Genomic DNA, 26,865 nt, shown 5'->3' with positions numbered 1-26,865 from the left:
CAAAAACGCCACATGCGGCCAGTGTTTTGCGTTCCTATGGACACCATTTTGGACACCACTGGACACCAGAATTCAGGCTTTGTTCTTCCCCTGTTCAGGTGCTGCGTTCCGCCGGTTCAGGAAGTCCACGGCGGCGTCGGCGTGGTCCGGCAGCACGTGGGCGTAGGTGTCGAGCGTCATCTTGGTCGAGGCGTGTCCCATGCGCTGCGAGACGACCGTGACAGGTACTCCGCCTGCCAGCAGTTCCGAGGCCATGCCGTGGCGACGGCTGTAGCTGCCGCTGGTGACGCCAATCTTGCGCGCCCACTTGTTGATGAGCGCCGCTGCCGCGTGCACCGGCCATAGCTCGCCCGTGTTGCTGGGGAACAACAGACCGTCCTTCGGCCACGCGCCACCGGACTTCAGATGGTTTTCGGCGTGCCAGACCTTGAGCTCGCGCAACGCCTCGACGGTCTTGGTCGCCAGCGCGATGGTGCGGATGCTGCCTTCGTTCTTCGGCCACTCCTTGAGCCGGTACTGGCTCCTGTCGTAGCGCTCCAGCGCCCGCCAGATGTGAATAACACCCCTGTCGAGATCGACGGCGTCCCACATCAGAGCCAGTATCTCTCCCGGCCTGCCGCCGCAGTCGGCGATCGTCTCGACATAGGTCGCGGCGACAATCCGTCCGTTCGCGCGCAACAGCGCCGACAGCCGATAGCTCTCCTCGAGTGGTGCGACCTTGGCGCGCTTGCGCGGCGCGCTCGGACGCTTGGCGTCGAGCCACGGCGTGCCGACGATGAGTTTCCAGCGACGAGCCTGCCGCAATGCCGTGCGGACGGCGTCATAGCAATGGCGGACCATCAGCGGTGCCAAGCCCGCCGACTTGAGCTTCGCTGTCATCAGGTCGATGGCCACCCCGTCGACGTCGCGCAGCGGGATGTCGCCAATGATGGCCACCGCCTTGTCGAGGCGCTGGCGATTGCCGCGGACGGTGCTGGCGGCCGTGTGGGCCTCGCAGTGCGGCATGTAGCGATCCTTTACGTAGGCGGCGAAGGTCAGCGTCTTCGGCGCTGTCGCCGCCCCGTGTGCCCGCTCCGTCGCTTCAAGGCGGTTCGCTTCGGCCTTCGCCGCCCGTTCGCCTCCGGGGCCATCGAACAGCTTGCTTTTCTTGATGAGCTTGCCGGTCGACGGGTCGGTGATCGTCCACCGCATCATGAATGTGCCTTTGCGGCGATGTGGTACTGCGCTGGCCATCAGGCCTCCTTTCTCGGTTGATTTTTTTCACGGCTGCCGCGAACGCGGCACGTCGTACTGCAGTAAAGCTGCTTGGGCTTCATCAGGACCATCCTGCGGTTACACGTCTGGCACCGGCCGAGCTTGCGTCCGGCCTTGAGGTCGCTGTAGGCCGTCGAGGCGAACAACGCAGCGAGCGTCTTCGCCCGCATCTGCACAGTTTCGGGATCGATGTAGAGGTCGCCGTTGTCGATGTGCTTGCGGACGGCAGCCTTCAGTCGGTCCATGCCGCGCCCGCCTGCAATGGCGTCACGAAGCAACTTGGCAACCGCCTGCCACGCGCTGGCTGGCTCGAAGTCGCCGTCGCCGTGTCCGGCGGGGCCGAAGGCCAGAAAGGCGCTGTACTCCGACAAGTCGGGGATGACCGCCCACGCATCGGGGACCTCCAGCTTGTACGGACGCCGTTCCTCAACCGGCGGGAACGGCAACGGAGTGTCCGGCGGCATCGACGCACCATCAGGTACCTTCCGGTTCCCTTGCCACAAGCCGAGCACTCTGCCCGGAGTCGGTTTCCATCGCACATCGACCTGAATCACGTGTCTCTCCGTTACGGTGTCCAAATTTTTCTTTGCAACGCTGCGCACACGTTGCTTTGTAGCGCACGCATTTTCTACCACGTCATTTTTGACGTTGCAAGAAACGGAGCTATGTGTGCGTAATACCGTACGGAACAAGACTTTGTTACGCGAGGATACAAAAATGTCGTATAAAAGCAGGAATGTACGGGAAGCAGTTACCCGCAAGTTCTATTCTGTCAATGAGAAAGCTGCCGTCTATGGCGTATCGCCGTCGCTTATCCGCAAGCTGATCAAGGATGGAAAGATCCCGCATATCAGGGTCGGCGAACGCATCCTGATCCCGATCGAGGCAAACGAGCCCCCTCCGGCAGCATAGAAGCGCCGCCGGAGCTGGAAGGGGTCGGTTCGGCCCTTTCCGTGTCCGGCACGTGCCGGAAATGAAACGGGCCGCAGCGGAAGCGCACCACGACCCGAAAACACCTAATCGAAGCATCTTGGATTATAGGTGTTTCGCTCGACGCTTTCAAATGCGGCCCTCCATCAGGAAGGGCAGGCAAATGAAGTTCCCGAAAACATGCTGCCATTGCCGCCACCGCTTCCGCCCGAAGTGGGATGGCGTGCGAATCTGCTGCTCGTGGTGCCAGCTGCAACCGACGCGCAAGCGTCATCATCCCTTCTTCAAATAGGAAACCGGCGGGCTGTCCGGTCACTCCTGGCAGCCCGCATAGGAGGAACCATTGGGAAAGAAGCGCAGCAGGAAACTCAAGGCCGAGGACACCCGCGATCTGCTCGACGTTCGCGAACACGATGTTGATCGCGCTTGGGAACGCATCGACGCACTTGAGGGACGTCAGGCCCGCGCGCTACGCGCCCTCGATCTCGTCAGGCGCATCTTGGAGAGGCAGACGTGATCGAGTATTCCGAGCTCTCCTCGTTTCTCGGTGCCGCGACGAAAGCCGACGCGGCCTGTCCGCTGTGCGGGCCGCTCTGCCGCACGCCCGCCAACCGGAACCGTCGGGTGCTGCGGCTCTGGTGGCTATCGGACATTGCCATCTCCTTCCATTGCGCCCGCTGCGAGGCGAAGGGATACGCGATCGACTTCAAGGGGAAGGCGCGGTCGGACGAGGAGCGTCAGGCATGGAAGCAGAAGGTGGCCGAGGCGCGGCGGGCCGAAACCGACGAACGCAAGCGCAAGCAGCGCGTGGTCGAATGGCTGTGGCAGCAGGCCTGTCCGGTCCAAGGCACGCTTGGCGAAACCTATTTCCGCAGATACCGGGCGATCACCTGTCCGCTGCCGCCGTCGATGCGCTTCGTCGGCGCAACCGCCAGATATCCGGCCGCCGTCCTGATGCCGTTCCTCGACGCCGCCGGTCGCTTGCGCGGCCTGCATCTGACGCGGCTCAATCCCGACGGATCGAAGCTCGACAAGAGGATGCTCGGAGCCGATACCGTCGGCTGCCCGCTCGTCTGTGCCGAACCGGAAGGCTCATGCCATCTGGCGATCACCGAGGGCATCGAGGATGCATTGTCGTTGTTCCAGGCGGTCGGCGTCGCCGCATGGGCCGCAGGCTCCGCCGGACGGCTTCCGGCCCTCGCAGCCCGCGTTCCGGCTTGGGCGCGGCAGGTCACCATTGTCGAGGACGACGACCAGCCGGGGCACAACGCCGCGCGCGAGCTTCATCGACGGCTGATCAGGCAACGCCGCGATGTTGTCACTCTGTCAGTGGCGGAGGAGGCATGATGGACATCAACGACATGCTACGCGGTGGTGGCGAGGATGATGTCCGCAACCAGTTCGATCAGGCATGGCTGAAACGTCGTGCCGCCCTCGACGAGGTGCATAAGGTTTTCAGGAAATGGCTGTCGGACGATTACGACTGCGACCTGCTCGACATCGTTTTGGCCACCCGCGCCAGCCATGAACTCGACGGCATCACGGTGTGGCTGCTCGTCGTCTCCGGCAGTGGCGGCTGCAAGACAGAGACCGTCTCGGCGCTCAGGGAAACGGATGTCCATATCATCTCGACCATCGCCTCCGAAGGCGCGCTGCTGTCGGCGTCGCCGAAGAAAGGGCGGGCGAAGACGGCGACCGGCGGGTTGTTGCGGGTGATCGGCGGCGACGGCGTGCTGGTTGTCAAGGATTTCACCTCGATCCTGTCGATGCAGTCGGTAACACGCGCGCCGATGCTGGCGGCATTGCGCGAGATTTTTGACGGCGTTTGGGTAAGGAACGTCGGCAGCGACGGCGGCCAGACGCTGACGTGGGAAGGCCGCATCACCCTGATCGGCGCATGCACGACCAGCTGGGACGAGCACCACGGCGTCATCGCGACGATGGGTGACAGGTTCGCGCTCGTCCGTTTCGATTCGAGTAAGCATCGCGACAACAGCGCCTCGCAGTCGATCAGGAACGGCGGGCGCGAACCGGAGATGCAGAAGGAACTCGCCGGGGCCGCCAGAGCCGTCATCGACGGTATGAGCCGCGAGCCGATCACAATGAGCACGCAGGAACTGGATACGATCATCAGCATCGCCGACGTAGTCACTTTCGCCCGCACCGGCGTCGTCACCGATTACCGCGGCGATGTCGTCGACGGACATATGCCAGAAGCACCGACCCGCTTCGCCAAGCAACTGGCGCAACTATATTGCGGAGCCGTTGCCATTGGCCACGGGCGCGAAAAAGCGATGGCACTCGTCAAGCGCTGCGGCCACGACACCATACCGCCGTCCAGACTCATGGTGCTCCTCGACGTCGAGGCCAATCCCGGCGGTAACGTCGCCGAGATCGCCAAGCGGCTCCGCAAGCCGTTCAGTTCAACGAAGCGGTGCGCGAGCGCGCTTACGGTGCTCGGGCTGCTGAGAGCCGAGGATCGCACCGATGGCACGGCAGGCTTCTGGCTCGGCCAACGGCTGAACACCAAGGGATTCGCGCATCTGAAGGACTGAACAATGCCTGTACCGGAAATATTAGTAGATAGAGAATCAGAGAGAATATTAAGGGAGTCCGGGGAACAGGATTGCCCTTTGTACCTACTAACATTCCCGGCACGGCCCCAACGATGGAAGGAAAGGCCGATGACCGGGCAAACGAACAGCGCCGCCGTTCGCGACGAGCTGCGGTTCAAATCGCGAAAAGATCATCGGCAAAGACGAGAAGGCCGCCCGTGCCTCACCAAAATCAACGCCAGCCAGCGGGCGACGGCGCGGCTTTTGGGGGTGAACCACAAGACAATCCGGAATGATCTGAATGGCGAAAAGTCGCCACCCGCCGCTCAAAAGGCAAACGGAAACAACGGCGCGGAAAACGGCAATGGCGAAAAGTCGCCACCTGCTGGTTCGGCGATCCCAGCACCAGACGACCGATCATCGCAAAGCGGATGAAGATCGCGCCATCGATGTCGTAAGTCATTCCCCAACTCGTAAACGGGGGTGCAGCCAGAAAATTGGCTCGGCGTTCATCAACGTGGCCACCGTGGAACCGGACGAAACTATCGGCCTACGCCGTCGCTTTCTTCGCGCCAGACTTTTCGACGTGCTCGCGCAGATCCGACGTCGGAGCAAAACCTTTCGGCACGATCCAAGCCGCGCCCGGCTTGCTCGCCTCTATTACCGCTTCGATCCTTGGCCACCAATAAAGAATATGGGCCGCTTGATACTGGCGGCGCGCGTTCGCCCATTCCGCAGGCAAGTAGATGCCTGTAATGCCGAGGTCCGAAATCTTCTGTATCAGGGTGGGCCTTTTCAGCATTGCACGGTCGGCAGACACAATTGCATTGCCGCCGACGTTGGCGAATGTTTCAATCCAATCCTCATCTTCAAGACTGCACAGATCGCTGCCGGTAACGTTGTCGAAGCGCCATCCTCTCCGAAGGGCGACCTCGCTGACCGCTCGAACGATTCTCGGGGAAAGGTGCTCGTCTCCGATGATGATCATGCGGCGAGGTCAAGCTCGTATTCGACCGCCTGCACAACGGCATCGCGCGGGATTTCATACCAGTCGGCTACAGCGTCGTAATTCTGCTCCTCAGCCCGCCACAAGCCAAACAGAGCCGATGTAGGCACGCCGTGTTGAGCGAGGATCGGCAAGCCGTGCGCGCGATGTGGATCCAACACAACATCTGGAAATGTCTCGGGATCGGGCCGCCAAGATTCTGGAAGATTGCTGGCCGGGTGAAACTCAATTCCTTTCGCGAGGAACTGTTCAATGACGTCGTACATGGCGTACTGGCCGGTTACGATGTCCCTCAGCTTGGTATCTTTTGTTTCCTCGGCAGTCAGGTGAAAGATTCGCTTCCGGTCGGTTACGAACTTGATGTTGGACAAGGCAAACGGATGTTGGTGGCCCAGTTCCTTCCGAGCGGCGGCGGCGGCTTTCCTGATGCTTTGCAGACTGATTTTCTGTCGACGAAAATACTCAATGAATCGTATTTCCATCAAATCATAGAAGCCGATTTCGTCCGTTCCGTTGCGCAGCGGATACTGCCGCTCGATCACCGGTCCAGCGTCGCCGCCGTAACCGCGCAACCAGCCTCGTATTTTGAGCTCGTTGTCAATTTTCAATAGACGTGCTGCCTCGCTGACGGTGTAAAAGCCGCCTGCAAGTGGGCGCGTTCGGGAGAATGCGACGACGCTCATCTATTGATTCCACGTTCACGGTTTTAGGCATTAGCACACTGCCTGTGTATGCCAGCTTGCGTCAATGACAAAGAAAACCAACTTACGGTTTTGAGAAACTGTAAGCGCAGTGTGTGACTTTTGCGTCAATTCGTTGCGGCTTTCCGCTGCAACGCCTCCACTCGGTGGCAGAGGTCCGATAGGCAGGCGCAACTGGCTCTGAGCGCGCAGCCGCGCCTTCCGGCCTTGCGAGCACAGATGCGCGCGTTCGGCCCCTCGGATAAGCCTACCAGCCTGACCCGTGGAGCGCGTCCTGGACGAACGTGGGCCGAAAAGCGTGGCCGTTAGCCCCGCCAGAGCGGCAACGTGGGGGGGAGCTGAGGCCGGGGGGACTGGCGGGAATTCGGCCAACGACCGCCGGAGGCGCCGCCGTAGTCGCGTTGTCGATCGCGCGAAAAATGGAAAATTTCATTTTTTCTTGCCGGAGCGGGCCTCCAGCATCTCGCAGCCATCCAAGAGCAATTCGATCGGATCGAAGTCGTCCTCTTCGCGACCGGCAAACCTCGCCCGCGAAACCGGCGACGATCCGATCTCGGTCGCGGCCCTGAGCGCCAGCGAGGCGCTGCGCGCCCATATGCTGAAGGCCGGATTGCGGATCGGCCCGTTCGGCGATTGCACCAGCGGTCCAGTGCGCCTGATGATCCGCCGCGCCTCGCGGGACTGCTGCCATGCAACGACGAAGGTCTCGATGGTCGCGGTATCGGCGCGGGCCAGCAGCCCGGACGGCAGCGAGACGACGGTTTCCTCCCACAGTTCCTTTTCCTCGTCGTTGAGATCGATTGGCATCAAGGGCAGACCAGAGGCGGCGAGATCGGGCAGGATCTCACGATGGCCGCGATTGCCCTCGGCCTCTTTCAGCCGCGATGGCTTCGGCTTGCGTCCGCTGCGTCCGGGTTTTCCTACCATGCCGCCAGTATGACAAAATCGTTTCGGTAGCGAAATGATTGGTGTTATCCTTGGCCTTGCCGTGGAACCCAGCTGCCGGCCAGCCCGAGACGATAATCCCGCCTCCCGCCGGTCCCGGCGAGGAGGTGTTTCAATGTCCACAAGCATCGAGTTCCAGAAGCTTGAGCGGATAGAGCGCCAGGTCGGTGACCTGCGCGGCCTGCTCGTTTCCGTCGAGCGCGGGCTCCGGCGATCCCGCAAGACGGGCGATCCCGCCGAACAGTTTTTCAAGGCTGCCGTTGCCGCTGCCCGCAAAGAGCGTTTCGAGTACAGGGCCATCACCAATCCGGCCAGGACCGACACCCCCGGTTGGGCGCAGGAGTTGCTCGCCTCGCCTGTGGGCGGGCTGCTGCTGTCGCTGACGCAATCCGCCTTCACCACCGTCGCCCGCCATGCCGTGGTGGTTGGCTTCGATCCGTTCGGGCAGGTGCGGATGATCTACGACGACGTCGTCGCGAGCGCTTCGTGGGTCGGCGAAGCCCAGCCGGTCCCGGTCACGGCGGCGACGCTGGCATCGCTGATCGTCAAGGCGGCGAAGGTGCGCAGCGTCATCGTCTACAGCGAGGAACTGCGCGAGAGCAGCGATTTCGAAGCGGTCGCAAGGCGTTTGCTCTCCGATGCCATCGCCACAACGCTCGACGCAACGTTCTTCTCGCCCGTCGCCGCCTCGGCCACCACTCCGGGCGGCGCGCTCGTCGGCGTCACGCCGATTGTGCCGAGCGATGCCACGCCGCCATCGGAGGCGGCAAGGCAGGACGTCCGCAGCCTCGTCAGGGCGCTCGGTTCGCCTGGCGACGTCGTGCTTTGCGGCTCGGCGGCGACGGTCGCCTATCTGTCGAGCGTTCTCGGCAATTTCGCCTATGAACTCGCCGCGTCGGCATCGATCGCCGACGACATCCTCGTCGCCATCGATGCCTCCGGCATCGTCATGGCGCTCGCCGGGGTGCCGAGCTTCAAGGCGGCGAAGGAGGCGGCGTTGGTGCTGCAGGACGAGGCGGGCATCGGTCCGGCGGTCGCCACCGCGCCGACGATGAGCCTGTGGCAGCAGAACAGCGAGGCGCTTTCCGTCGGCCTCGGCGTGTCGTGGGGCATCCGCCCCGGCTCGGTGGCCTACGTGGAGGGCATCACATGGTGACCGCCGCAGCCGAAACGAGGAAGCGCGCCGCCGAGCGCGAGCAAAACCGCAGGATCGATCAGGAACTGCGTCGGCTGGGCGAGCGGTTGAAACGGGCTGAGGCTCTTATCGACGACCTTTGCGACGAGGTGGACACTCTTCGTTCAGCCTCCTGGAGGGCCTGCGAATGATGAACGACCAGCAATTCGAATCGTGGCTCGCGGGTCGTGGCTTTTCCCCCGACGCCGAGCGTCAGGTACGTCAGCGCCACGAGGCAGACAAGGCCGCCGCCGCCGAGAGGAGCGCCAAGGCCGAGGCGGGCAATACCGCGCGGTGGGAGGCGTGGATCAGGAGGGTGATCGACAAAAAGATGGTTTCGCTCATGAGAGGGACCGGCGAATTTCTCGGTCGCCGCTTTCATGAGGAAGCCGAGCGGCAGACGCGTGCCCGCCTGGAATTTGAGCGCCGCATAGAGGAGCGTCTCGACCAGATCGAGGCGCGGCTCGCGGGCGCGAGTACTGTTCGGCTGGACGTGACGAAGTTGAAGCGGATGATGTCCGACCACCAGAAGGCAGGCAAATGAGAACCGCAGGCGCGACAGCCGAGCTGCTGCCGTTCCCGACGACGGCGCGCTACGGCTCCGACAATCCAGTGGCAGTCGTCATTGGTAGTGGCGGCTTCTCGTTGGCCGTCGTCTCGCGCAACGGCGAACTGGTCGAGGAACGGTTGAGCCGCGCCGAGACGCTTGAGGCGCTGACACAACTGCTCAACATCAGGATCATCGTCGAGTGAGACATCGCGCCTCGTACACGCGCTCGATACGGTGGACGGTATCGTAGCTCGGCTGGCGGGCATCGCCATTGGCGATCCGCCACACCGTCATCCTGCTGATACCGCTTTCCCTTGCGATCATCGACGGCGTCAGGCCGCTCGCCTTCAGTCGGGCGATCATCGTTTCGGCGATTGCAGTAGAAGGCTCCCGAGGCATGGGCGAAAGTATGCTCCGGTCGAGCAGTGGTGTCCACCAAGAGGCGTCTGGACACCATGGTGGACACCATGTAAAACCAGACTCCCCGTAAGTCTTTGTATTTATTGGCTGGGGCGCCTGGATTCGAACCAGGGAATGGCGGTACCAAAAACCGCTGCCTTACCGCTTGGCTACGCCCCAACTTGAAGCCGGCGAGAAATCGCTCGCCAAATCGAGCGCCTGATTAGCAAAGCTCGCGCACGCTCACAATGCTTAACTTCGCGTTGCGCGCAGATTTTGTGACGTACCTGCCTTGGCTAGCGCCTTTGCGCACGCTGCCGCCCGGTTCGGCGATAAGCGCAGATCGCGACGAAACCGGCGATTGAGGCCGTTTCCTCACGTCGCCCTTTGGCCTATTGTCGTCCGCAAATGGAGATCTCGATGAGTAAGTTCCGCGGCCGCCCACCGTTTCGACTCTTCCATCGAGATCGGCTTTGCCCCTCTCCTCGGGTTAAACCCGAGGAGAGGGGCAAAAGGATGTCCTCCGTACATGGTGAATGCGAGGCGTAGACGCATGCAAGGTCCTGAATTCAACCTCGATTTCAAGCCCGCCCATGGCGAGGCGGTGATCGTTGCGGACGGCGTGCAGCGCATCACCGTCAACAATCCCGGCCCCTTCACCTTCCACGGCACGAACACATATATCGTCGGCCGCCGCTCGGTCGCCGTCGTCGATCCGGGGCCGGAGGACGAGGCGCATTTCCATGCCTTGATGGCGGCGCTCGATGGACGCGAGGTGACCCATATCGCCGTCAGCCACACGCATCGCGACCACTCGCCCCTCGCCCGCCGGCTGAAGGCGGAAACCGGGGCTATCATCGTTGCCGAAGGCCCGCACCGGGCGGCGCGTCCCTTGCACGAGGGCGAGACCAATCCCTTCGCCGAAAGCTCGGACATGCAGTTCGTTCCCGATATAGCGCTTGCCGAGGGCGCGCGGGTCGAGGGTGACGGCTGGAGCCTGACGGCGGTCACGACGCCGGGGCACACGGCCAACCACATCGCCTTCGCCCTCGACGGCGCCGGTATCCTCTTTTCCGCGGATCATGTGATGGCCTGGGCGACGAGCATCGTCGCGCCGCCGGATGGCGCCATGGCGGATTACATGGCGTCTCTCGACAAGCTGCTTCTCCGCGACGACCGCCTCTACCTCCCCGGTCACGGCGGCCCCGTGACCGAACCAGGCGCCTTCGTGCGGGCGCTGAAGGCACACCGAAAGATGCGCGAGCGTGCAGTGCTGGAGCGTCTGCGTGCCGGAGACCGGAAAATCCCGGACATGGTCAAAGTGATCTATGCCTCGACCGATCCGCGGCTGCACGGGGCGGCCGCACTTTCGCTGCTCGCTCATATCGAGGATCTGATCGAGCAGGGCCGCGTCGAGACCGACGGCCCGCCGTCGCTCTTCGGCGAATATCGCCTCGCCGGCGGGGGCGCCTGATGAGCGCGTCTCGTTCCGCTTACAGCTATCGCGACGACCCCACGGTGCCGCCCTTTGCCGACGATCACCCGCTCATCGTCTTCGATGGCGAATGCATCTTCTGCTCCGGTTGGGTGCAGTTTGTGCTCGCCCATGACCGCCACGGACGTTATCGCTTCCTCGCCGCGCAATCGCCGCTTGGCCTCGCACTCTATCGTCACTACGGCCTCGATACGACAGAGTTCGAAAGCAATATACTGATCGAAAACGGCGTTGCCCGGTTCAAGTCGGACGCCTCGATCCGCACCCTGTCGGGCCTCGGGCTGCCCTGGTCGCTCGCCGCTCTCCTCCGCGTCATACCGCGGCTCTTCCGCGATCCGATCTATGATCTCGTCGCCAAGAACCGCTATCGCATCGCCGGTCGGAGACAGACATGCTACGTGCCGACGCCAGAGGAGCGCGGCCGGTTCATCCTCTCCTGAACGCGGGTTAGTCGCCGGCAATACCCAGGAGCTCGGCATCGAGCGCCCGCAGGAACTCTTCCGCGAACTCGGCGCCCATACCGAGGTCGTGCTGGCCGTAGCGCGAAGCGACGCGCAGGTCGACGAAGGTCGTCTCCGCCTCTTCGCGCAATCTGATCAGCACGTCGAAACGGAAGCCGACGACGAGCGTCCGCCATTCGCCCTGCAGCACGATGTCGCCGGAGCGCCGGCCGGGAATGCCGCCGTCGATGCCCGCGGCGGGCCGCGTGACCGGCACCGGAATGACATCCGGCTCCGAGCTCGTATCCACACCCGCGCCGGGGCGCACGGCTAGGTCCCCGAGATCGGGCCTCGCGTTCTCGACCCCGAACTCGGCGGTGGTGGCAATCCGCGTCTCCCCGACCACTTTCCGCACGCCCTGGAATACGCGGTCGAGCGCCCCGTCGTAGCGCCGGCCGGTGAGTCCCGGATAGGCGGCGACCTGGGCTTCGCGGTCCTGTGGCGTCACGGCCGGGTTGCGCCTGATCCAGCTCTCCTCGACCGTGGGCTCCTTGATCCAAGGCGGCGGCGCCACCGTATCGGTGCTGATGTCGTAGATCGCCGGCCGCAGGAAATACTGCGCCGCCCCATAGCCGAAGAAGCCGAGCGGAAGCGCAGCATAGAAGAGCGCCGATACGGAAGCCTTACCGCCGATCGCCGCTACCTGCCACAGGCGGGTGAGCCCCACGGCCGCAAGCAAGACAGCGAGAAGGGCGCATGCGGCGGCAAACGAGGCCAGCGCCAGAAAATGCGGCGTCGTCAGGGGACCGAAACGATGCGCCAGCAACGCCAGCAGAAACACCGCAAAGGCGATGCGGGCAAAGCGGCGTGCCCAATGGGCAGCATAGGAATAGGGACGCTCGTAGCGGACAATCATCTAGCGGAATCAATCCCCGAGGCTTCGGCACACACCGCCTTCTTACTGCATGATTGCCTGAATCGGAATCGATTAGAGTCAGAAATCGTGCGGCAATTCAAAGCGCTACGGCGGTCGGGATGCGCTGCTTTGGACCATGACCCGCGCGGGGCGGAAAGGCGCCGGTGGTATCGAATAAGACATGCCACCCTTGCGCGTGCCGCAAATTCGCCATTCTCGTTAACCACTTATTCAGGTTCACGATTCCGGCCGCGAAACCTGCGACCGGACAGCCAATCGGAGGCGCAAGTCGCTTGGGGAGTTTGGCCGCAGCTTAAGGACAAGAGGCGCGGCAACCAACGGAGAGATATCATGGCCACAGTGCAGACGAGCATGGACATAGCCCTCCCCGCCCCTCCGCATGCGGCCGGCGACGCCGCCCTTCCGATGGCACTTCTGGAACTGGAGCTCTCTCTCGACCGCTTTTCCGGAAGCAAGGACGATTTTGCCGGCTTCATCCGCACGGTGGCGGACGATATCGGTGGCGAATTCCTCTTTGCCCTGCCCGCCTCTGGCCTAATCGAAGATTGCCTGACGATTGCCGCCTTGCGCCATGGCGAGACCGACGACAAGACGCCGATGATCCTCATCGTCTGCCTCGATCAGGACGGTAGCACCATCCGGGTCGAGCAGCCGAGCGAGCGCATCGCCGGCCTCAGGAGCTTTGCCGAAGCCTTCGTCGGCGTCCTCGAACGGTTCTGAGCGGCGGGCCCGCGGCGATTGACCGGCCGTGCGCTGCAGGCGCATGATATCGTCCGATTGAATCACGCCCACGGACTTCACGTCATGCGTCGTCCCTTGATGCCCGCCAGTTCATCGCGCGCCTACAGCGCGTCGCGTTCAATCGAATTCGGGTGACGGCCCTTGTTTGTGCATGTCGTTGTCTCAAAACCGCTGCACACTTTTGGCCGACATGCTTGGAGCGAGACGCCGCATCCTTTGCATCGCGACCCATGGCCGAAAGGGCGAACCAGGCCGCCGGTCTCTGTTCCCGCCAAGGAACGCCGACTACTGCAGTTTCCTTAAATCGTGCCCGAGTGAAGGACAAAAACATCCAGCAATTCAAAGTGCTACAGCGTGCTTTGTGCGTCTGAAAATACGCACGGCGCTGTGGGAGGCAAAGATGACAAAGATAACCATGAGACTGCTTGCCGTCGCGGCGGCGGGACTGCTTGCCACGGCGTGCCAGACGACGACGCCGCAGGAGCGGCGCGCGCGGGACGAAAATACCTGCGCCTCCTATGGCTTCCGCCGAGGCACGGACGCGTTTGCCACCTGCTTGCAGCGCATCGAACTCGACCGTCGCGCGGAAGCGCGCGCTTTCCGCTACGGCAACGACGTTTTCCTACGAGGCCCCTATTATTGGTACTGATGCGCGTCGCCCGGGTAGGCTGGGGCAAGGGCATGCATAGGACCTAAAGTCCAAAGCGAAAGAGGTGATGCCGACAGCCGTCAGCTTGCCGCCAACGCCTCGGTCCTGGCGTCAGCGCCGCCGTTAATCGCCGCTTGCGCGGCGGCGAGCCTTGCAATCGGCACACGGAAGGGCGAGCAGGAGACGTAGTCGAGGCCCGCCTCCTCACAGAAGCGGATGGAGGCGGGGTCGCCGCCATGCTCCCCGCAAATGCCGAGCTTCAGACCGTTCTTGGTGCGGCGGCCGCGCTCCGCGGCGATCTGGATCAGCTCTCCCACGCCGTCGAAATCGAGCGAAACGAAGGGGTCCTGCTCGATGATGCCCTTCTGCTGATAGGTCGCGAGAAACAGGGCGGCGTCGTCGCGCGAGATACCGAAGGTGGTCTGCGTCAGGTCATTGGTGCCGAAGGAGAAGAAATCGGCCGACTCGGCGATCGTGTCCGCCCGGAGCGCCGCTCGCGGCAGCTCGATCATCGTGCCGATCAGGTAGTCGATTTTCACTCCGGCCTCGCCGATGACGTCTTTGGCCACCGCCTCGATCCGCTCCTTGACGTAGTCGAGCTCGGCGCGGAGACCCACGAGCGGCACCATGATCTCAGGGACCACGGCGGCCCCGGTGTCCCGGGCAGCCTCGACGGCCGCCTCGAAGATGGCGCGCGCCTGCATCTCGACGATTTCGGGATAGGAGATCGCCAAGCGGCAGCCGCGATGTCCAAGCATCGGATTGAACTCGTGAAGTGCGTCCACCCGCTGGCGCAACTCGGCGGCATCGAGCGAGAGCACGCGGGCGACGTCGGCGATTTCCTCGTCGGTCTTCGGCAGGAACTCGTGCAGCGGCGGATCGAGGAGGCGGATCGTCACCGGCAGGCCGTGCATGATCTCGAAAAGCTCGATGAAGTCCGAGCGCTGCATCGGCAGGAGCTTGGCAAGGGCTGCCCGCCGACCTTCCTCGTCCTCCGCCAGAATCATCTCGCGCATCACATTGATGCGGTCGTCCTCGAAGAACATGTGCTCGGTGCGGCAGAGGCCAATGCCTTCGGCGCCGAAGGAGCGGGCGGCGCGCGCGTCCGCCGGCGTCTCGGCATTGGTGCGCACGGTCATGCGGCGGCTCTTGTCTGCCCATTGCATGATCTTGCCGAAATCACCGGAAAGCTCCGGCTGCAGCATGGGGATCTCCCCCTTCAGCACTTGGCCGGAGGACCCGTCGATGGTGATCACGTCGCCCTTCTTGAGCGTCACGCTCTGAGCGATCAGCTGCTCGTTGCGGTGATCGACGCGAATATTGCCGGCACCGGAGACGCAAGGGGTACCCATGCCACGGGCGACGACGGCCGCATGGCTCGTCATTCCACCGCGTGTCGTCAAAATGCCCTCCGCAGCATGCATGCCGTGGATATCTTCCGGGCTCGTCTCGACGCGAACGAGGATGACCTTACGGCCCTCCTTGACAGCATGCACCGCCTCTTCGGAGGTGAAGACGATCTCGCCGGTCGCAGCACCTGGCGAGGCCGGCAGGCCGGAACCGATGATGTCGCGGCGGGCGTGTGGATCGATCGTCGGGTGCAGGAGCTGGTCGAGCGAGGCGGGATCGATGCGTGCTACGGCCTCTTCCTTCGAGATCAGGCCTTCCTCCGCCATGTCCACCGCGATCTTCAGCGCGGCCTTGGCGGTGCGCTTGCCCGAGCGCGTCTGCAGCATCCAGAGCTTGCCGCGCTCGATCGTGAATTCGAGGTCCTGCATATCGCGGTAATGCCGCTCGAGCGTGTTGCAGATCTCAGCGAACTCGGCAAAGGCGTCCGGCATCAGCTTTTCCAGCGAAGGCTTGTCCGAACCGGAAGCGATGCGGGCGGCCTCGGTGATGTTCTGCGGCGTGCGGATGCCGGCGACGACGTCCTCACCCTGGGCATTGACGAGGAACTCGCCATAAAGCTCCCTCTCGCCGGTCGACGGATTGCGCGTGAAGGCGACGCCGGTCGCGGACGAATTGCCGAGATTGCCGAAGACCATGGCCTGAACGTTGACGGCAGTGCCCCAGCCCGCCGGTATGCCGTGCAGGTGGCGGTAAGTGATGGCCCGCGGGTTCATCCAGCTGGAAAAGACAGCGCCGATCGCGCCCCAGAGCTGAATCTCCGGATCCTGCGGAAACGGCTCGCCGAGCACCTCTTCGATTGCATCCTTATAGAGTGACGTCACGTGCTGCCATTCCACGGCGGAGAGTTCCGTATCCTGCTCGTGGCCGAGGCGCGCCTTCTCGTCCTCCAGGATTTCCTCGAAGACCTCGTGATCGACGCCCATGACGACATCGCCATACATCTGGATGAAGCGCCGGTAGCTGTCCCAGGCAAAGCGCGCGTCACCGGCATCATGGCCGAGCGCATGCACCGACTGGTCGTTGAGACCGAGGTTCAAGACGGTGTCCATCATTCCAGGCATCGAAGCACGAGCGCCGGAACGAACCGAGAGCAGAAGGGGATGAATGGTGTCGGCGAAGACGCGGCCGGTGATTTCCTCCATGCGGGCGATGCCCTCGCGTACCTGCTCGCGCAGGCCATCCGGCATGGTTCGGCCGTTGTCGAAATAGCTGTTGCAGGCATCGGTGACGATCGTGAGTCCAGGCGGGACCGGCAAGCCGAGATTGCACATCTCCGCGAGGTTCGCGCCCTTGCCCCCGAGCTTGTCGCGGTCTTCCGCGCTCCCCTCGGCCTTGCCCCCGCCGAAGGTGTAAACCCATTTCGTCATGCCTGTTCTCCACCCAGAAACAGCTTTTCAAGACGATCTACAGTATCTGCTTCGGACTGAAAATGCACTTGGCGAAGATTTTTGCTGCAGTGCATCAATCTTGAGAGAAGACTGGAATGGACCGAGGACGGCAGGCTCAGACCGCTTCGCGCAGGCGCTCGGCCGTCTGCAGGTCGACGGAGACGAGCTGCGAGACGCCCTGTTCGGCCATGGTGACGCCAAACAAGCGGTTCATGCGGGCCATGGTGATCGGATTGTGAGTGATGATGATGAAGCGTGTCTCGGTCGAGGCCGCCATCTCATCCATGAGATTGCAGTAGCGCTCGACATTGTGGTCGTCGAGCGGCGCGTCCACTTCGTCCAGCACGCAGATCGGCGCCGGATTGGTGAGGAAGACGGCGAAGATCAGCGCCATTGCCGTCAGCGCCTGCTCGCCACCGGAAAGCAGCGTCATCGTCTGCGGCTTCTTGCCGGGCGGGCGGGCCAGGATTTCGAGCCCGGCCTCGAGCGGATCATCGCTCTCGATGAGCTGCAGTTCCGCCGTGCCTCCGCCGAAGAGATGGGTGAAGAGCCGCTGAAACTGCCCATTGACCACGTCGAAGGCGGCGATCAGCCGCTCGCGCCCCTCGCGATTGAGGTTCTGGATGGCGCTCCGCAACTTGCGGATCGCCTCGATAACGTCTTCGCGCTCCTTCAAGAGGGCCGCCAGCCGTTCGGAAAGCTCTTTCTGTTCCTCGTCGGCGCGCAGATTGACCGCGCCGAGACGCTCGCGCTCGATCCTCAGCCGTTCGAGCTCGCGCTCGACGGCGCGCATGTCGGGCAGCGCCTCGTCGGGGCCAAGACCCGTCAGGCGCACCACCTCATGAGGCGGGCAGGAGAGTGCCTCCATGATGCGTGCCTCGATCTCGACACGCCGCTCGCGCGCCGAGACAAGCCGCTCTTCGGCCCGGCCGCGCTTTTCGCGCGCCTCGGCCAACTCGGAAAGGGCCGTCGCAGCGAGGCGATCGGCCTCGCGCTGGCGGTTTTCCGCCTCGGCGAGAAGATCGGCCGCCTCCCGGCGTGACGTTTCCGCCTTCTGCAACTCGTTCATCACGGCGCGGCGCTTGTCGTCAAACTCGTCGGGCGCATCGACGAGTTCCTCGACCTCCGCTCGCGCCTCGGCCTCGCGGTCGCGGAGTGTGGCGACGTGCTCCTCGGCGCTCGCCGCCCTCGCCCGCCAGGTCTCACGCTCCCCGGCGATCGCCGAAAGGCGGCTCTGCCGCGCCTCGTTTTCACGGGCAAGGCCGTCATGGGCGGCGCGCGCTTCGGCAACGGCCGCACGGTCGGTCGCGACCTCGGCCATCTGGCTGCGCAATCTGAGATCGAGCTCGGAAAGATCGGGCTGATCGGCAAAGGCCTCCTTCGCCGCCTCGATCTGTTCGGCTACGTCCTCGGCCTGGCCCTCCAGTTGGAGTTTCGTCTCGGCGAGCACCGCGCGGCGACGCGCAAGATCGCCGGAAGCCCGCTCGGCGGCCGCCAGCGCGTCACGCGCCTCACCGAGTTGCCGGGCGATCATGCGCTGGGCTTCACGCGAAAGCCGGAGCCGCTCGTCCTCGGCGCGGATGCGCTGGCCGGCCGCCGCAAGATCCGCCTCGGCCCGGCGCAAGGCTTCAACCGCCTCTTCCGCTTCGCCCTCGAGCTCCGACAGGCGGTTCTTCTGCGCAAGCCGCAAGGCCGCGGCACTCGGCGCCTCGGACCCCGTTACGTGGCCGTCCCAGCGCCAGACCGCGCCCTCCTTCGTCACCAGCCGTTGGCCGGTCTTCAAGAGCGGCAGCAGGCGCTCCGCGTCCCCTTCGCTTTCGACGATACCTACCTGGCGCAGCGTTCGCCGAAGCGCCTCCGGTCCCTCAACGCAATCGATCAGCGGCAGAACACCGTCGGGCAAAGTCGGATCGTCCGCGTGGTCGCCAGGCATGCGCCAGTGCGAGGGCGACGCCTGTTCGAGCGGCGAATCTAGGTCATCGCCAAGGGCTGCGCCAAGCACCGTCTCGAAGCCGCGCTCGACCCTCATCTCCTCCACGACCGCCGGATAGGCGCTGGCGCCGGCCGCCTCCAGCATCCGGCGGATCGTGCGCGCCTCGGTCTCGATGCCGTTCAGGCGTGCCCGCGCCTGGTCGGCCGGCGGGCGGGCGGCAGCTTCCTCGGCGCGCGCTTCGGAAAGACTCTCCTCGACTGCGACGACTGTGGCCTCAGCTTCCTCCAGCGCAGCCTCCGCAGCGTCCACCTGCCCTCGTTTCTCGTGGGGATCAGGGAGAGCCGCCAGCTGGCGGTCGAGGTCGTCGAGATCACGCCTCTGATCGGAAAGCTGGCGTGCGAGACGTGCCTGCCGCTCTGAGAGATCGCGCAGCGTCCTCTCGATCTGATTGCGCGCGGCTTGCGCCTCGGCGCGCTCGGCCGTCAGCAAGGCAAGATCGGCTTCGCTGCCAGCGAGCTTTTCGTTGGCGGCCTCCAACCTTTCGCGCGCTTCCGCTGCGCGCTCGTCCGCCTCGGCGAGCACATCCTTGAGCTCCTCCTCTTCTTGGTCGAGGCGCGCAAGAATGCCGGCATTGTCGGCGACGAGCCGCTCTTCGCGGGCGATATCCTCGGCGAGCTGCGCCAGACGCCGCTGCAATTCGTCGCGACGTCGCAGGATCCGGCCCGCATCCTCCTCGAGCTGCGCGCGGGCGATCTGCAGGCGCTGCAGCGCCGCTGCGAGTTTCGCCTCGTTCTCGCGCAGCTCCGGCAGTTTGAGGCTCGCGATGGCCTGAGCCTTCGCCGCCTCCATCTGCGCTTGCGCCTTCTCGGCGACGAGCGCGGTGATCTGGTTCAATTGGCTCGTCGCCTCCGCTTCCGCCTCCTTGGCCTGCACCCAGCGCATATGGAAGAGGATCGCCTCGTGCCGGCGGATTTCCGCCGAGAGCATCTTGAAGCGGTTCGCCTGGCGCGACTGGCGCTTCAGGCTCTCGATCTGGCTTTCGAGCTGGGACGTGACGTCGTCGAGCCGCTCGAGATTGGTCTCCGCCGCCTTCAATCGCAGTTCGGCCTCGTGCCGGCGCGAATGAAGACCGGAAATGCCGGCTGCCTCTTCGAGCAGTTGGCGACGCGCCTGGGGCTTCGCGGCGATCAGCTCACCGATACGCCCCTGCCCGACCATCGATGGCGAGCGCGCCCCGGTCGAGGCATCGGCAAACAGCAATTGAACGTCCTTGGCACGTGCCTCCTTGCCGTTGATGCGATAGACCGAGCCCTGCTCGCGCTCGATGCGGCGCGTTACCTGAATCTCATCGCTGTCGTTGAAGACGGCGGGTGCCGTGCGGTCGCTATTGTCGAGATAGAGGCCGACTTCCGCCGTGTTGCGCGCGGGCCGGTTGCCCGATCCGGAAAAGATCACGTCGTCCATGCCGGAGGCGCGCATGTTCTTGTAGGAGTTCTCGCCCATCACCCAGCGCAGCGCCTCGACCAGGTTCGACTTGCCGCAGCCGTTCGGACCGACGACCCCGGTCAGGCCGCGTTCGATAATGAATTCCACCGGTTCGACGAAGGATTTGAAACCGAGCAGGCGAAGTTTGTTGAACTTCATGGGAGACCGTATGCCCCTCTGCGCTGTGTGTCGGCGGCGCCGCACCCCCCTCTGCCCTGCCGGGCATCTCCCCCACAAGGGGGGAGAGTGGCTGGGAGCACTGCCCTGCGCAACATAAAGGTCGGCCGGTCCGAAACCATCCATCCAAGCGAAAGGAAATTGGTCGAGCGGGACATCGCTACTTGCCGATCTCCCCCCTTGTGGGGGAGATGCCCGGCAGGGCAGAGGGGGGTGAGCCACGAATGCATCATTCGAGCGCCCCCCTTGCCGACCACGCGAACAATATGCTCGCACACATCGTCGATGTCGCGGAGTACATCGTCGTTCCAGAATCGCAAGACCGTCCAGCCGTCCGATGCTAATCGCTCCGTGCGCTGCCGATCATAGTCTAAATCACCCGATCTGGCATGCTGTGAACCATCGACCTCGACGACCAATCGATGTGCGGCGCAGGCAAAATCTACGATGTAACCAGCAATTGGAACCTGCCGGCGAAAACCGAGGCCCATTAGCCGATCGGCGCGCAGCTCGTTCCAGAGCTTGACCTCCGCCTCAGTCATGTCGCTGCGCATGCGACGAGCATTGCCACGAGCTTTGGGCGATACGTCAGCGTGAGGCATGTGGTGCCCTCACTTGTCGCCAGCCACAAACAACAAAAACGGGCGCACGGCTGCCGCCGTCGCCCGTTGTCAGGAAAAGCGAAGGATCAGAGCTTGCTGTCGATGAGGGCCGACATAACGTCAACCGACATGTCCCCCGAATAGTGCTCGCCATTCACAAAAAAGGTCGGCGTCGATTTCACTCCGAACTCCTTGGCGCCGCGCTGCATGACTGCGTTCACATCATCCAGAAGTTTTTGGTTCGTCAAGCAGGCCTCGAAGCTCTCCTGTGTAAAACCGGCGAGTTTCGACAATTGCAGCAGCGCATCGCGGCCGTTCTGGGCGGCGGCCCATTGCTCCTGCTGCTTGAACAGCATCGAGATCATCGGGAAATACTGTCCCTCCGGCGCGCAGCGCGCCAGCATGAACGCAGCCGCCGCGCGCGGATCGAAGGGGAATTCGCGCACGATGAAGCGCACCTTGCCGGTGTCGACGTATTTGGTCTTGATGGCGTCGAAGGTGTTGTTGTGGAAATTGGCGCAATGCGGGCAGGTCATCGACATGTATTCGACGATCGTCACCGGCGCATTGGCCTCGCCGACCGCCATTTCCGGAAGCGCTCCCGGTTCCATGAGTTTGGCTACATCGACGCTGCCTTCCGGCTGCGGCAGCTCGACCTTGGCGGCCGGGCTGGTTGCCTGCGCCACTTCGGTAGTTGCCGGCTTCGCCTCGCCGGAAGCGGCCGGTGCTGCGCTCGTCGAGGCGGTGGTCGTAGCGTCCGCGCTCGTCGTCTCAGCCGGCGCCTTGGAAGCCGCCTCCTTGTTTTCTTCGCTGCAGGCTGCAAGCACGAGGGCGACCGTGGCAATGGCGACGCCGCTCAGCAGGCGTTTCGGAAGGCTTTTCTCGGAAGCGGACATGGAAGGACCCGTGTTCTTTTGAGGGAAATTTGAGGTGTGATTTCGATAACTTGCCAGGCGCAGGGCGACAAGGGGGGCAGTTTCAACAGAGTTCAAAGAATTGTGACTGCAAACGACGATCGGCGCCACGAGTCGCGCTCATCGCCGGCGCGACGAAAGCACTGCCGTGCCGAGCCGCGTAAGCGCCATCTTCAACGCCTCGCTCTCGATGCCCTCCACCATGGCCTCGAGCCGGCGGGCAGCCTCACCCGCAAGGGCGCGCGGCCGACCCTTGCGTTTCGGCGAGGCTGATACCGGCTTCTGGACAATGCGCACCTGACCGATCGCGTGGAAGCCGAAGAAGCCGTTGATGCGCTGGATCAATTCACCCTGGGCATGGGTCAGGAAGAGCGCCCGCGCGCCCTCGCAGGCGATTGTCAGCACCCCCGGCTGGTAGCCGCCTTCGGCCCCGATCTCCGATGCGCGGCGCGGCCAGGCGATTTTTTCCGGCCGGGTGCAATCGGCGAACTCCTGGCCAGCGATCTCGTCCCAGGAGCCAAGCAGCATCGTATTGATGCCGGCGCGCTTCGCCAGCACCGGATCGATCAGGCCGTTGGCGACTTCGCTGATCTGAACGACGCCCCGACGGGCTTTTCCCTCACTCACGGAACGACTTTCTGTTTGCAATTGCCACAGAGCCTTGCAGCAGGAGCTGGCCTCCGCCAAGTATAGGCCGGAAAAGGACTCCCCGGCAAATGAAGCGCGAAACCCCTCAGGCGATGGACGTCGCCCTCCTCCTCGACTGGTATGACCGCCACCACCGCGACCTGCCGTGGCGGGTCTCGCCGCCGATGGCGCGAAGGGGTGCAGCCGCCGATCCCTACCATGTCTGGCTGTCCGAAGTGATGCTTCAGCAAACCACGGTCCGGGCGGTCAAGGCCTATTTCGAGAAATTTCTCACGCTCTGGCCGACGATCGAAGATCTCGCCGCCGCCGAGGCCGAGGACGTGATGAAGGCCTGGGCCGGGCTCGGCTATTATGCCCGCGCCCGCAACCTGAAGAAATGCGCCGAGGTGGTGGCGCGCGAGCACGACGGCCGTTTTCCAGACACCGAGGAAGGGCTGAAACTGCTTCCGGGCATAGGCGACTATACGGCAGCCGCAGTCGCAGCGATCGCCTTCAACCGGCGAAGCGCCGTTCTCGACGGCAATGTCGAGCGCGTGATTTCACGGCTCTACGCCATGGAGACGCCGCTGCCGGCCGCCAAGCCCGAGATGCGGGCCCTGGTCCTCGGCCTCACGCCGGCCGATCGGCCGGGCGACTTCGCGCAGGCGATGATGGACCTCGGCGCGACCATCTGCACGCCGAGACGTCCGGCCTGCTCGCTCTGTCCCTTCCGCGGAAGCTGCCGGGCACTGGTGACGGCCGACCCGGAGACGTTTCCGCGCAAGGCTGCCAAGAAGCAAAAGCCGCTGCGCCTCGGCGCCGTTTTCGTGGCGATCGACAGTTCCGAAGCCGTCTATCTGCAGAAGCGACCCGACAATGGTCTCCTCGGCGGCATGACCGAGGTCCCCGGCACGGACTGGTCTGCGCGTCGCGACGGCGACACGTCGATCGAGGCGCAGCCTTTCGCCGCTCCCTGGGAGCCCTGCGGCACGGTCAGTCACGTGTTCACGCATTTCGAGTTGCGCCTTTCCGTCTATCGCGCCAGTGTCGGACACGCCCGGGGCATGGCAAACGGCTGGTGGGAACCGATCGGCTCGCTCAAGGAGCAGGCGCTTCCGACCGTCATGAAGAAGGCAATCGCAAAAGCTATACCGCAGGCGTTCAAAGCCGGGTAAAGCGAAGTGGGACGAGTCCAATTTCTAATCGCAAGTCGTTAATCGCGCAGGAATTGCCAATGAGCATCGAAATCCGCCACATCGTTTTCGACATCGGCAAGGTGCTGATTCACTACGACCCACACCTCCCTTATTCCCGGATCATCCCGGACGAGGAGGAGCGCAAATGGTTCTTCGCCAATATCTGCACTCAGGAGTGGAACGTGGAACAGGATCGCGGCCGGTCATGGGAAGAGGCGGAAGCCCTCCTCATCCGCGATTATCCCGACCGGGAGGAGCACATCCGCGCTTTCCGTCGGCACTGGCATGAAATGGTGCCGCACGCCTATGTCGAGACGGTAAGCATTATGGAGAGCTTGATCGCCGATGGCCGGGACGTGACGATGCTGACCAATTTCGCCTCCGACACCTTCCGCGAGGCCCAGAAGCTTTACCCCTTCCTGACACTGCCGCGCGGCGTCACGGTTTCAGGCGATGTCGGCCTTATCAAGCCCGATGTCGAGATCTACAGGACCCATGCGAGGGCCTTCGACCTCGAACCGACAGCAACAATCTTCATCGATGACAGTTTTGCCAATGTCGAGGGCGCCCGGGCCGCTGGCTGGCATTCGGTTCATTTCACCGATGCCCAGAAGCTGAAGCTCGATCTAGCGGCCTACGGCATTCAACCCTATGGCGGTCTCGGCCGCGGCGGGGAGATCTGGGAATCGAAGTCGAGGCCGGTCTTCGAACGGCCCTCGTGAATTCACGAAACCGCCGCAATCGGTTCACGGACCATTCAGCTTTGCCGCCTCATGATCGCGTTAGATTTCAACGGCTTCGCTGAAAGGTCCCGCAATGGTCACGCGCATCTACGGTACGAATTACGCCGACATCCTCAAGCAGAACGGCTATATCGCCGTCGAGATCTACGCCTATGACGGCGACGACGACATCTACCTGAACCGGACCGACAGCTACGGCGGATACAACTTCGTCGATGCGGGCTACGGCAACGACCTCGTCGTCAACTACTTCGAAGGCGGCAACGACATCTATCTGGGCGGCGGCAACGATCTCTATGTCGCCGACATCCGCACGCGTGACGCAAGCTCCTACGACGTCGTCTATGGCGGCAGTGGCAACGACCGCTTCGAAATCGAAGGCTATGCCAGCGACTATTACGGCGAGAGCGGCAACGACACTTTCCTCTCCGTCGGCTTCAATAACTATTTTAACGGCGGCACCGGTATCGACACGATCAGCTACCAGTTCCAGGACGACTGGAGCTCGGAGCGCGGCCGCGGCGTCACCATCGATCTCGGCTACAAATACGCGACCACGGCAAGCGGCCGCCGTGAAGACCTGATCAGCATCGAGAACGCGACCGGCACGAACTACGGCCATGACGACATTGCCGGCAGTTCCGTCGCCAACGTGCTGCGCGGTCTCGGCGGCAACGACGTCCTCGAAGGCCTTGGCGGCGACGACTTCCTCGATGGCGGCTCCGGCGCCGACAATCTCTATGGCGGCTCGGGGGCCGACATCCTGCGCGGCGGCACCGGGTTCGACTATCTGACTGGCGGCCCCGGCACGGACAATTTCGATTTCAATGCGATCGCGGAAACGGCAGTCGGCAGCCGGCGCGACGTGATCACCGATTTCCACCGGTCCGAATGGGACGTCATCGACCTTTCGACGATCGACGCCGATACCACCTGGAGCGGAAACCAGAGCTTCACCTTCATCGGTAACCGCGGCTTTTCCGGCGAGGCTGGCGAGCTGAATTTTCGCTCCGGCGTTGTCTCGGGGGATGTAAACGGTGACGGCTATGCCGATTTCCAGATCAAGGTGAACGGCGTGACAAGCCTCAGGGTCGACGACTTCTTCCTCTGATCATAGCCCGACGCGTCTGCGATCGCCCCCACCCTGGCCTTCTCCCGCCTGCGGAGAGAAGATGGCCGGCAGGCCGCATGAGGGGCCCGTCTCGCTATAGTCATATACAAACGCCCGGAATCCTCATCGGATTCCGGGCGTTTAAAGCGCTCCTCCGGGACTGAAGGCACAAAACCGGACCGAGCGCTTCTCGAAGACCCAAGCGGAACTGGTTGATCAGTTCAGTTTTGCCAGGTCGTTTCGAATGACGGATCTGAGTTCGTCGATGGGTTTCAGGACGCTCCCCTCCTCGAAATGCCAGAAGGTCCAGCCGTTGCAGGCGTCGAGGCCCTGCACCTTGGCGCCGACGCGGTGGATGGAGCCGGCCTCGCCTCCCGATGCCAGCGTGCCGTCGGCACGCACGATCGCGCTGTATCGGCGCTTCGCGTCGGTCAAGACCGTGCCCGGCTTGATGAGGCCGCTTTCAATCAGCGTGTTGAACGCGACGCGCGGCTCCGCCTTCTTGCCGGTCATGACCGAGAGCGTCGCCTTGCCAAGCGGCTCGACCGCGGCAATGCGCGCGGCGGCCGCATCGATATAGTCCTGCTCGCGCTCGATGCCGACGAAATGGCGACCGAGACGCTTTGCGACGGCGCCGGTGGTGCCGGAGCCGAAGAACGGGTCGAGCACGACATCGCCAGGCTTGGTCGAAGCCATCAGAATACGGGCGAGCAGCGCTTCCGGCTTCTGTGTCGGGTGCACCTTCTTCCCGTCCTCGTCCTTCAGCCGCTCGGTCCCCGAGCAGATGGGGAAGAGCCAGTCGGAGCGCATCTGGACGTCGTCGTTCGCCGCCTTCATCGCTTCGTAGTTGAAGGTGTAGCCCTTGGCCTTGGCGTTCGGCGTCGCCCAGATCAGCGTTTCATGCGCATTCTGAAAGCGGCGGCCCTTGAAGTTCGGCATCGGATTGGTCTTGCGCCAGATGATATCGTTCAGGATCCAGAAATGCAGGTCCTGCAGGATCGCACCGACGCGGAAGATATTGTGGTAGGAGCCGATCACCCAGAGCGTGCCGGTGGGCTTCAGCACACGGCGGCAGGCGAGCAGCCAGGCGCGGGTGAAGGCATCATAGGCCTCGAATGAGGCGAACTGGTCCCAATCGTCGTCCACAGCATCGACCAGCGACTGGTCGGGCCGGTGCAGCGTGCCGCCGAGTTGGAGATTGTAGGGCGGGTCGGCGAACACGACATCGACCGAATTGTCGGGAAGCGCGTTCAGCGCGGCCACGCAATCCCCCTTTATGATGCTGTCCAGCCAATTCAACGGACGGGCGGCACGGGAGATTTCGGCAAGCGAAACAACTGAAGACATGGGCAACTCGCAAATACGCTTACTCGGGACTGACTATAGCACTTATGGTTACCGAAGATGGTTACCAAAGCCTGAAGGCAGTCCAGAAAAGTTCGCGTCCCGACCGTACACTTTGATTTGCCCGCGACCGTCTCGCGCTTCTCGTTTGCGCCCTCC

The 26,865-nt window shown here is 63.3% G+C and carries 28 protein-coding genes, 1 tRNA gene and 1 pseudogene; 16 read left to right on the top strand and 14 right to left on the bottom strand.

Annotated elements, in window-relative coordinates:
- Nucleotides 1-72: 72 nt before the first annotated feature.
- Together M728_RS03250 and M728_RS03245 are read right to left on the bottom strand one after the other, a co-directional pair.
- Entirely contained in the window at nt 73-1,233 is a 1,161-nt protein-coding gene (locus tag M728_RS03250) for a site-specific integrase (protein ID WP_026618580.1), read from the bottom strand.
- Entirely contained in the window at nt 1,233-1,808 is a 576-nt protein-coding gene (locus tag M728_RS03245) for a hypothetical protein (RefSeq protein WP_156943305.1), read from the bottom strand. Before M728_RS03245 ends, M728_RS03250 begins: the two co-directional genes overlap by 1 nt.
- A gap of 163 nt (nt 1,809-1,971) precedes the next feature.
- Between M728_RS03245 and M728_RS03240 the strand changes: the two genes are divergently transcribed.
- From M728_RS03240 to M728_RS03220, 5 genes are all read left to right on the top strand, one after another.
- Nucleotides 1,972-2,166: a helix-turn-helix domain-containing protein gene (locus M728_RS03240; protein ID WP_026618578.1), complete on the top strand. Its 195-nt coding sequence runs from the start codon at nt 1,972-1,974 to the stop codon at nt 2,164-2,166.
- A gap of 361 nt (nt 2,167-2,527) precedes the next feature.
- Nucleotides 2,528-2,701 (top strand): hypothetical protein, encoded by a 174-nt coding sequence (locus M728_RS03235; protein ID WP_156943304.1) that lies wholly within the window; start codon nt 2,528-2,530, stop codon nt 2,699-2,701.
- Nucleotides 2,698-3,531, top strand: a complete 834-nt coding sequence (locus M728_RS03230) for a toprim domain-containing protein (RefSeq protein ID WP_051440800.1) — start codon at nt 2,698-2,700, stop codon at nt 3,529-3,531. Before M728_RS03235 ends, M728_RS03230 begins: the two co-directional genes overlap by 4 nt.
- On the top strand, nt 3,528-4,739 hold the full coding sequence (locus M728_RS03225) for an ArsR family transcriptional regulator (RefSeq protein ID WP_370906458.1): 1,212 nt from the start codon (nt 3,528-3,530) through the stop codon (nt 4,737-4,739). Before M728_RS03230 ends, M728_RS03225 begins: the two co-directional genes overlap by 4 nt.
- 129 nt (nt 4,740-4,868) lie before the next feature.
- Nucleotides 4,869-5,174: a hypothetical protein gene (locus tag M728_RS03220; RefSeq protein ID WP_026618576.1), complete on the top strand. Its 306-nt coding sequence runs from the start codon at nt 4,869-4,871 to the stop codon at nt 5,172-5,174.
- Nucleotides 5,175-5,289: 115 nt separating this feature from the next.
- Here M728_RS03220 and M728_RS03215 read toward each other — a convergent pair whose 3' ends face one another.
- The 3 genes from M728_RS03215 to M728_RS03205 all read right to left on the bottom strand — a co-directional run bounded on the left by M728_RS03215 (nt 5,290) and on the right by M728_RS03205 (nt 7,373).
- A complete protein-coding gene (locus M728_RS03215) occupies nt 5,290-5,727 on the bottom strand; it encodes a hypothetical protein (RefSeq protein WP_026618575.1) in 438 nt (145 codons plus the stop codon).
- Nucleotides 5,724-6,428, bottom strand: coding sequence for a DUF433 domain-containing protein (locus tag M728_RS03210; protein ID WP_051440799.1), 705 nt, complete (start codon nt 6,426-6,428; stop codon nt 5,724-5,726). Before M728_RS03210 ends, M728_RS03215 begins: the two co-directional genes overlap by 4 nt.
- A gap of 447 nt (nt 6,429-6,875) precedes the next feature.
- Nucleotides 6,876-7,373: a phage terminase small subunit P27 family gene (locus M728_RS03205; protein ID WP_051440798.1), complete on the bottom strand. Its 498-nt coding sequence runs from the start codon at nt 7,371-7,373 to the stop codon at nt 6,876-6,878.
- 133 nt (nt 7,374-7,506) lie between these two features.
- Between M728_RS03205 and M728_RS03200 the strand changes: the two genes are divergently transcribed.
- The 4 genes from M728_RS03200 to M728_RS03185 are packed head-to-tail and all read left to right on the top strand — an operon-like array spanning nt 7,507 to nt 9,318.
- Entirely contained in the window at nt 7,507-8,547 is a 1,041-nt protein-coding gene (locus M728_RS03200) for a phage major capsid protein (RefSeq protein WP_026618574.1), read from the top strand.
- Nucleotides 8,541-8,717 (top strand): hypothetical protein, encoded by a 177-nt coding sequence (locus M728_RS03195; protein ID WP_156943301.1) that lies wholly within the window; start codon nt 8,541-8,543, stop codon nt 8,715-8,717. Before M728_RS03200 ends, M728_RS03195 begins: the two co-directional genes overlap by 7 nt.
- Nucleotides 8,714-9,109, top strand: coding sequence for a hypothetical protein (locus tag M728_RS03190; RefSeq protein WP_026618573.1), 396 nt, complete (start codon nt 8,714-8,716; stop codon nt 9,107-9,109). Before M728_RS03195 ends, M728_RS03190 begins: the two co-directional genes overlap by 4 nt.
- Nucleotides 9,106-9,318 carry a hypothetical protein gene (locus M728_RS03185; protein ID WP_026618572.1) on the top strand — a complete coding sequence of 71 codons (213 nt, stop codon included), beginning with the start codon at nt 9,106-9,108 and terminating at the stop codon, nt 9,316-9,318. The genes M728_RS03190 and M728_RS03185 overlap by 4 nt, the downstream gene beginning before the upstream one ends.
- Here M728_RS03185 and M728_RS03180 read toward each other — a convergent pair.
- Together M728_RS03180 and M728_RS03175 are read right to left on the bottom strand one after the other, a co-directional pair.
- Nucleotides 9,305-9,514 (bottom strand): helix-turn-helix transcriptional regulator, encoded by a 210-nt coding sequence (locus tag M728_RS03180; RefSeq protein WP_026618571.1) that lies wholly within the window; start codon nt 9,512-9,514, stop codon nt 9,305-9,307. The two genes, M728_RS03185 and M728_RS03180, sit on opposite strands and share 14 nt — an antisense overlap.
- A gap of 105 nt (nt 9,515-9,619) precedes the next feature.
- Nucleotides 9,620-9,694 (bottom strand) — tRNA-Gln (locus M728_RS03175).
- Between the two features lie 373 nt (nt 9,695-10,067).
- Between M728_RS03175 and M728_RS03170 the strand changes: the two genes are divergently transcribed.
- Nucleotides 10,068-10,988, top strand: a complete 921-nt coding sequence (locus M728_RS03170) for an MBL fold metallo-hydrolase (RefSeq protein WP_026618570.1) — start codon at nt 10,068-10,070, stop codon at nt 10,986-10,988.
- Nucleotides 10,988-11,449, top strand: a complete 462-nt coding sequence (locus M728_RS03165; RefSeq protein WP_034882866.1) for a thiol-disulfide oxidoreductase DCC family protein — start codon at nt 10,988-10,990, stop codon at nt 11,447-11,449. Before M728_RS03170 ends, M728_RS03165 begins: the two co-directional genes overlap by 1 nt.
- A 7-nt stretch (nt 11,450-11,456) precedes the next feature.
- On the opposite strand, the gene M728_RS03160 is transcribed toward M728_RS03165, so the two are convergent.
- The gene (locus M728_RS03160) at nt 11,457-12,365 is read right to left on the bottom strand and encodes a DUF1499 domain-containing protein (RefSeq protein ID WP_026618568.1); all 909 of its coding nucleotides are present in this window, start codon (nt 12,363-12,365) and stop codon (nt 11,457-11,459) included.
- Nucleotides 12,366-12,716: 351 nt separating this feature from the next.
- Between M728_RS03160 and M728_RS03155 the strand changes: the two genes are divergently transcribed.
- Nucleotides 12,717-13,106: a hypothetical protein gene (locus tag M728_RS03155; RefSeq protein WP_026618567.1), complete on the top strand. Its 390-nt coding sequence runs from the start codon at nt 12,717-12,719 to the stop codon at nt 13,104-13,106.
- Nucleotides 13,107-13,527: 421 nt separating this feature from the next.
- A complete protein-coding gene (locus M728_RS03150; protein ID WP_026618566.1) occupies nt 13,528-13,776 on the top strand; it encodes a hypothetical protein in 249 nt (82 codons plus the stop codon).
- Nucleotides 13,777-13,856: 80 nt separating this feature from the next.
- Here the strand turns inward: M728_RS03150 and ppdK are convergent, their stop codons facing one another.
- The 5 genes and pseudogenes from ppdK to M728_RS03125 form a co-directional block, all read right to left on the bottom strand.
- Nucleotides 13,857-16,553: a pyruvate, phosphate dikinase gene (gene ppdK, locus M728_RS03145; protein WP_026618565.1), complete on the bottom strand. Its 2,697-nt coding sequence runs from the start codon at nt 16,551-16,553 to the stop codon at nt 13,857-13,859.
- A gap of 136 nt (nt 16,554-16,689) precedes the next feature.
- Nucleotides 16,690-20,151 carry a chromosome segregation SMC family protein gene (locus tag M728_RS03140; protein ID WP_026618564.1) on the bottom strand — a complete coding sequence of 1,154 codons (3,462 nt, stop codon included), beginning with the start codon at nt 20,149-20,151 and terminating at the stop codon, nt 16,690-16,692.
- A gap of 260 nt (nt 20,152-20,411) precedes the next feature.
- A pseudogene (locus M728_RS03135) lies at nt 20,412-20,771 on the bottom strand (endonuclease domain-containing protein); the annotation flags it as partial.
- 86 nt (nt 20,772-20,857) lie between these two features.
- On the bottom strand, nt 20,858-21,667 hold the full coding sequence (locus M728_RS03130; protein WP_026618563.1) for a DsbA family protein: 810 nt from the start codon (nt 21,665-21,667) through the stop codon (nt 20,858-20,860).
- Between the two features lie 138 nt (nt 21,668-21,805).
- The gene (locus M728_RS03125; RefSeq protein WP_026618562.1) at nt 21,806-22,312 is read right to left on the bottom strand and encodes a DUF721 domain-containing protein; all 507 of its coding nucleotides are present in this window, start codon (nt 22,310-22,312) and stop codon (nt 21,806-21,808) included.
- Between the two features lie 89 nt (nt 22,313-22,401).
- Here M728_RS03125 and mutY point away from each other — a divergent pair, with 89 nt between their 5' ends.
- From mutY to M728_RS03110, 3 genes are all read left to right on the top strand, one after another.
- A complete protein-coding gene (gene mutY, locus M728_RS03120; protein WP_026618561.1) occupies nt 22,402-23,487 on the top strand; it encodes an A/G-specific adenine glycosylase in 1,086 nt (361 codons plus the stop codon).
- Nucleotides 23,488-23,546: 59 nt separating this feature from the next.
- On the top strand, nt 23,547-24,230 hold the full coding sequence (locus M728_RS03115; protein WP_051440797.1) for an HAD family phosphatase: 684 nt from the start codon (nt 23,547-23,549) through the stop codon (nt 24,228-24,230).
- 94 nt (nt 24,231-24,324) lie between these two features.
- Entirely contained in the window at nt 24,325-25,362 is a 1,038-nt protein-coding gene (locus M728_RS03110; protein ID WP_026618560.1) for a calcium-binding protein, read from the top strand.
- A gap of 216 nt (nt 25,363-25,578) precedes the next feature.
- On the opposite strand, the gene M728_RS03105 is transcribed toward M728_RS03110, so the two are convergent.
- Nucleotides 25,579-26,709, bottom strand: a complete 1,131-nt coding sequence (locus tag M728_RS03105; protein ID WP_026612876.1) for a site-specific DNA-methyltransferase — start codon at nt 26,707-26,709, stop codon at nt 25,579-25,581.
- Nucleotides 26,710-26,865 lie beyond the last annotated feature (156 nt).

This window comes from Ensifer sp. WSM1721 (assembly GCF_000513895.2).
GTDB lineage: Bacteria > Pseudomonadota > Alphaproteobacteria > Rhizobiales > Rhizobiaceae > Sinorhizobium.
The sequence above is the reverse complement of the archived record's forward strand: the minus strand, read 5'-3'. Positions and strand labels throughout refer to the sequence as shown.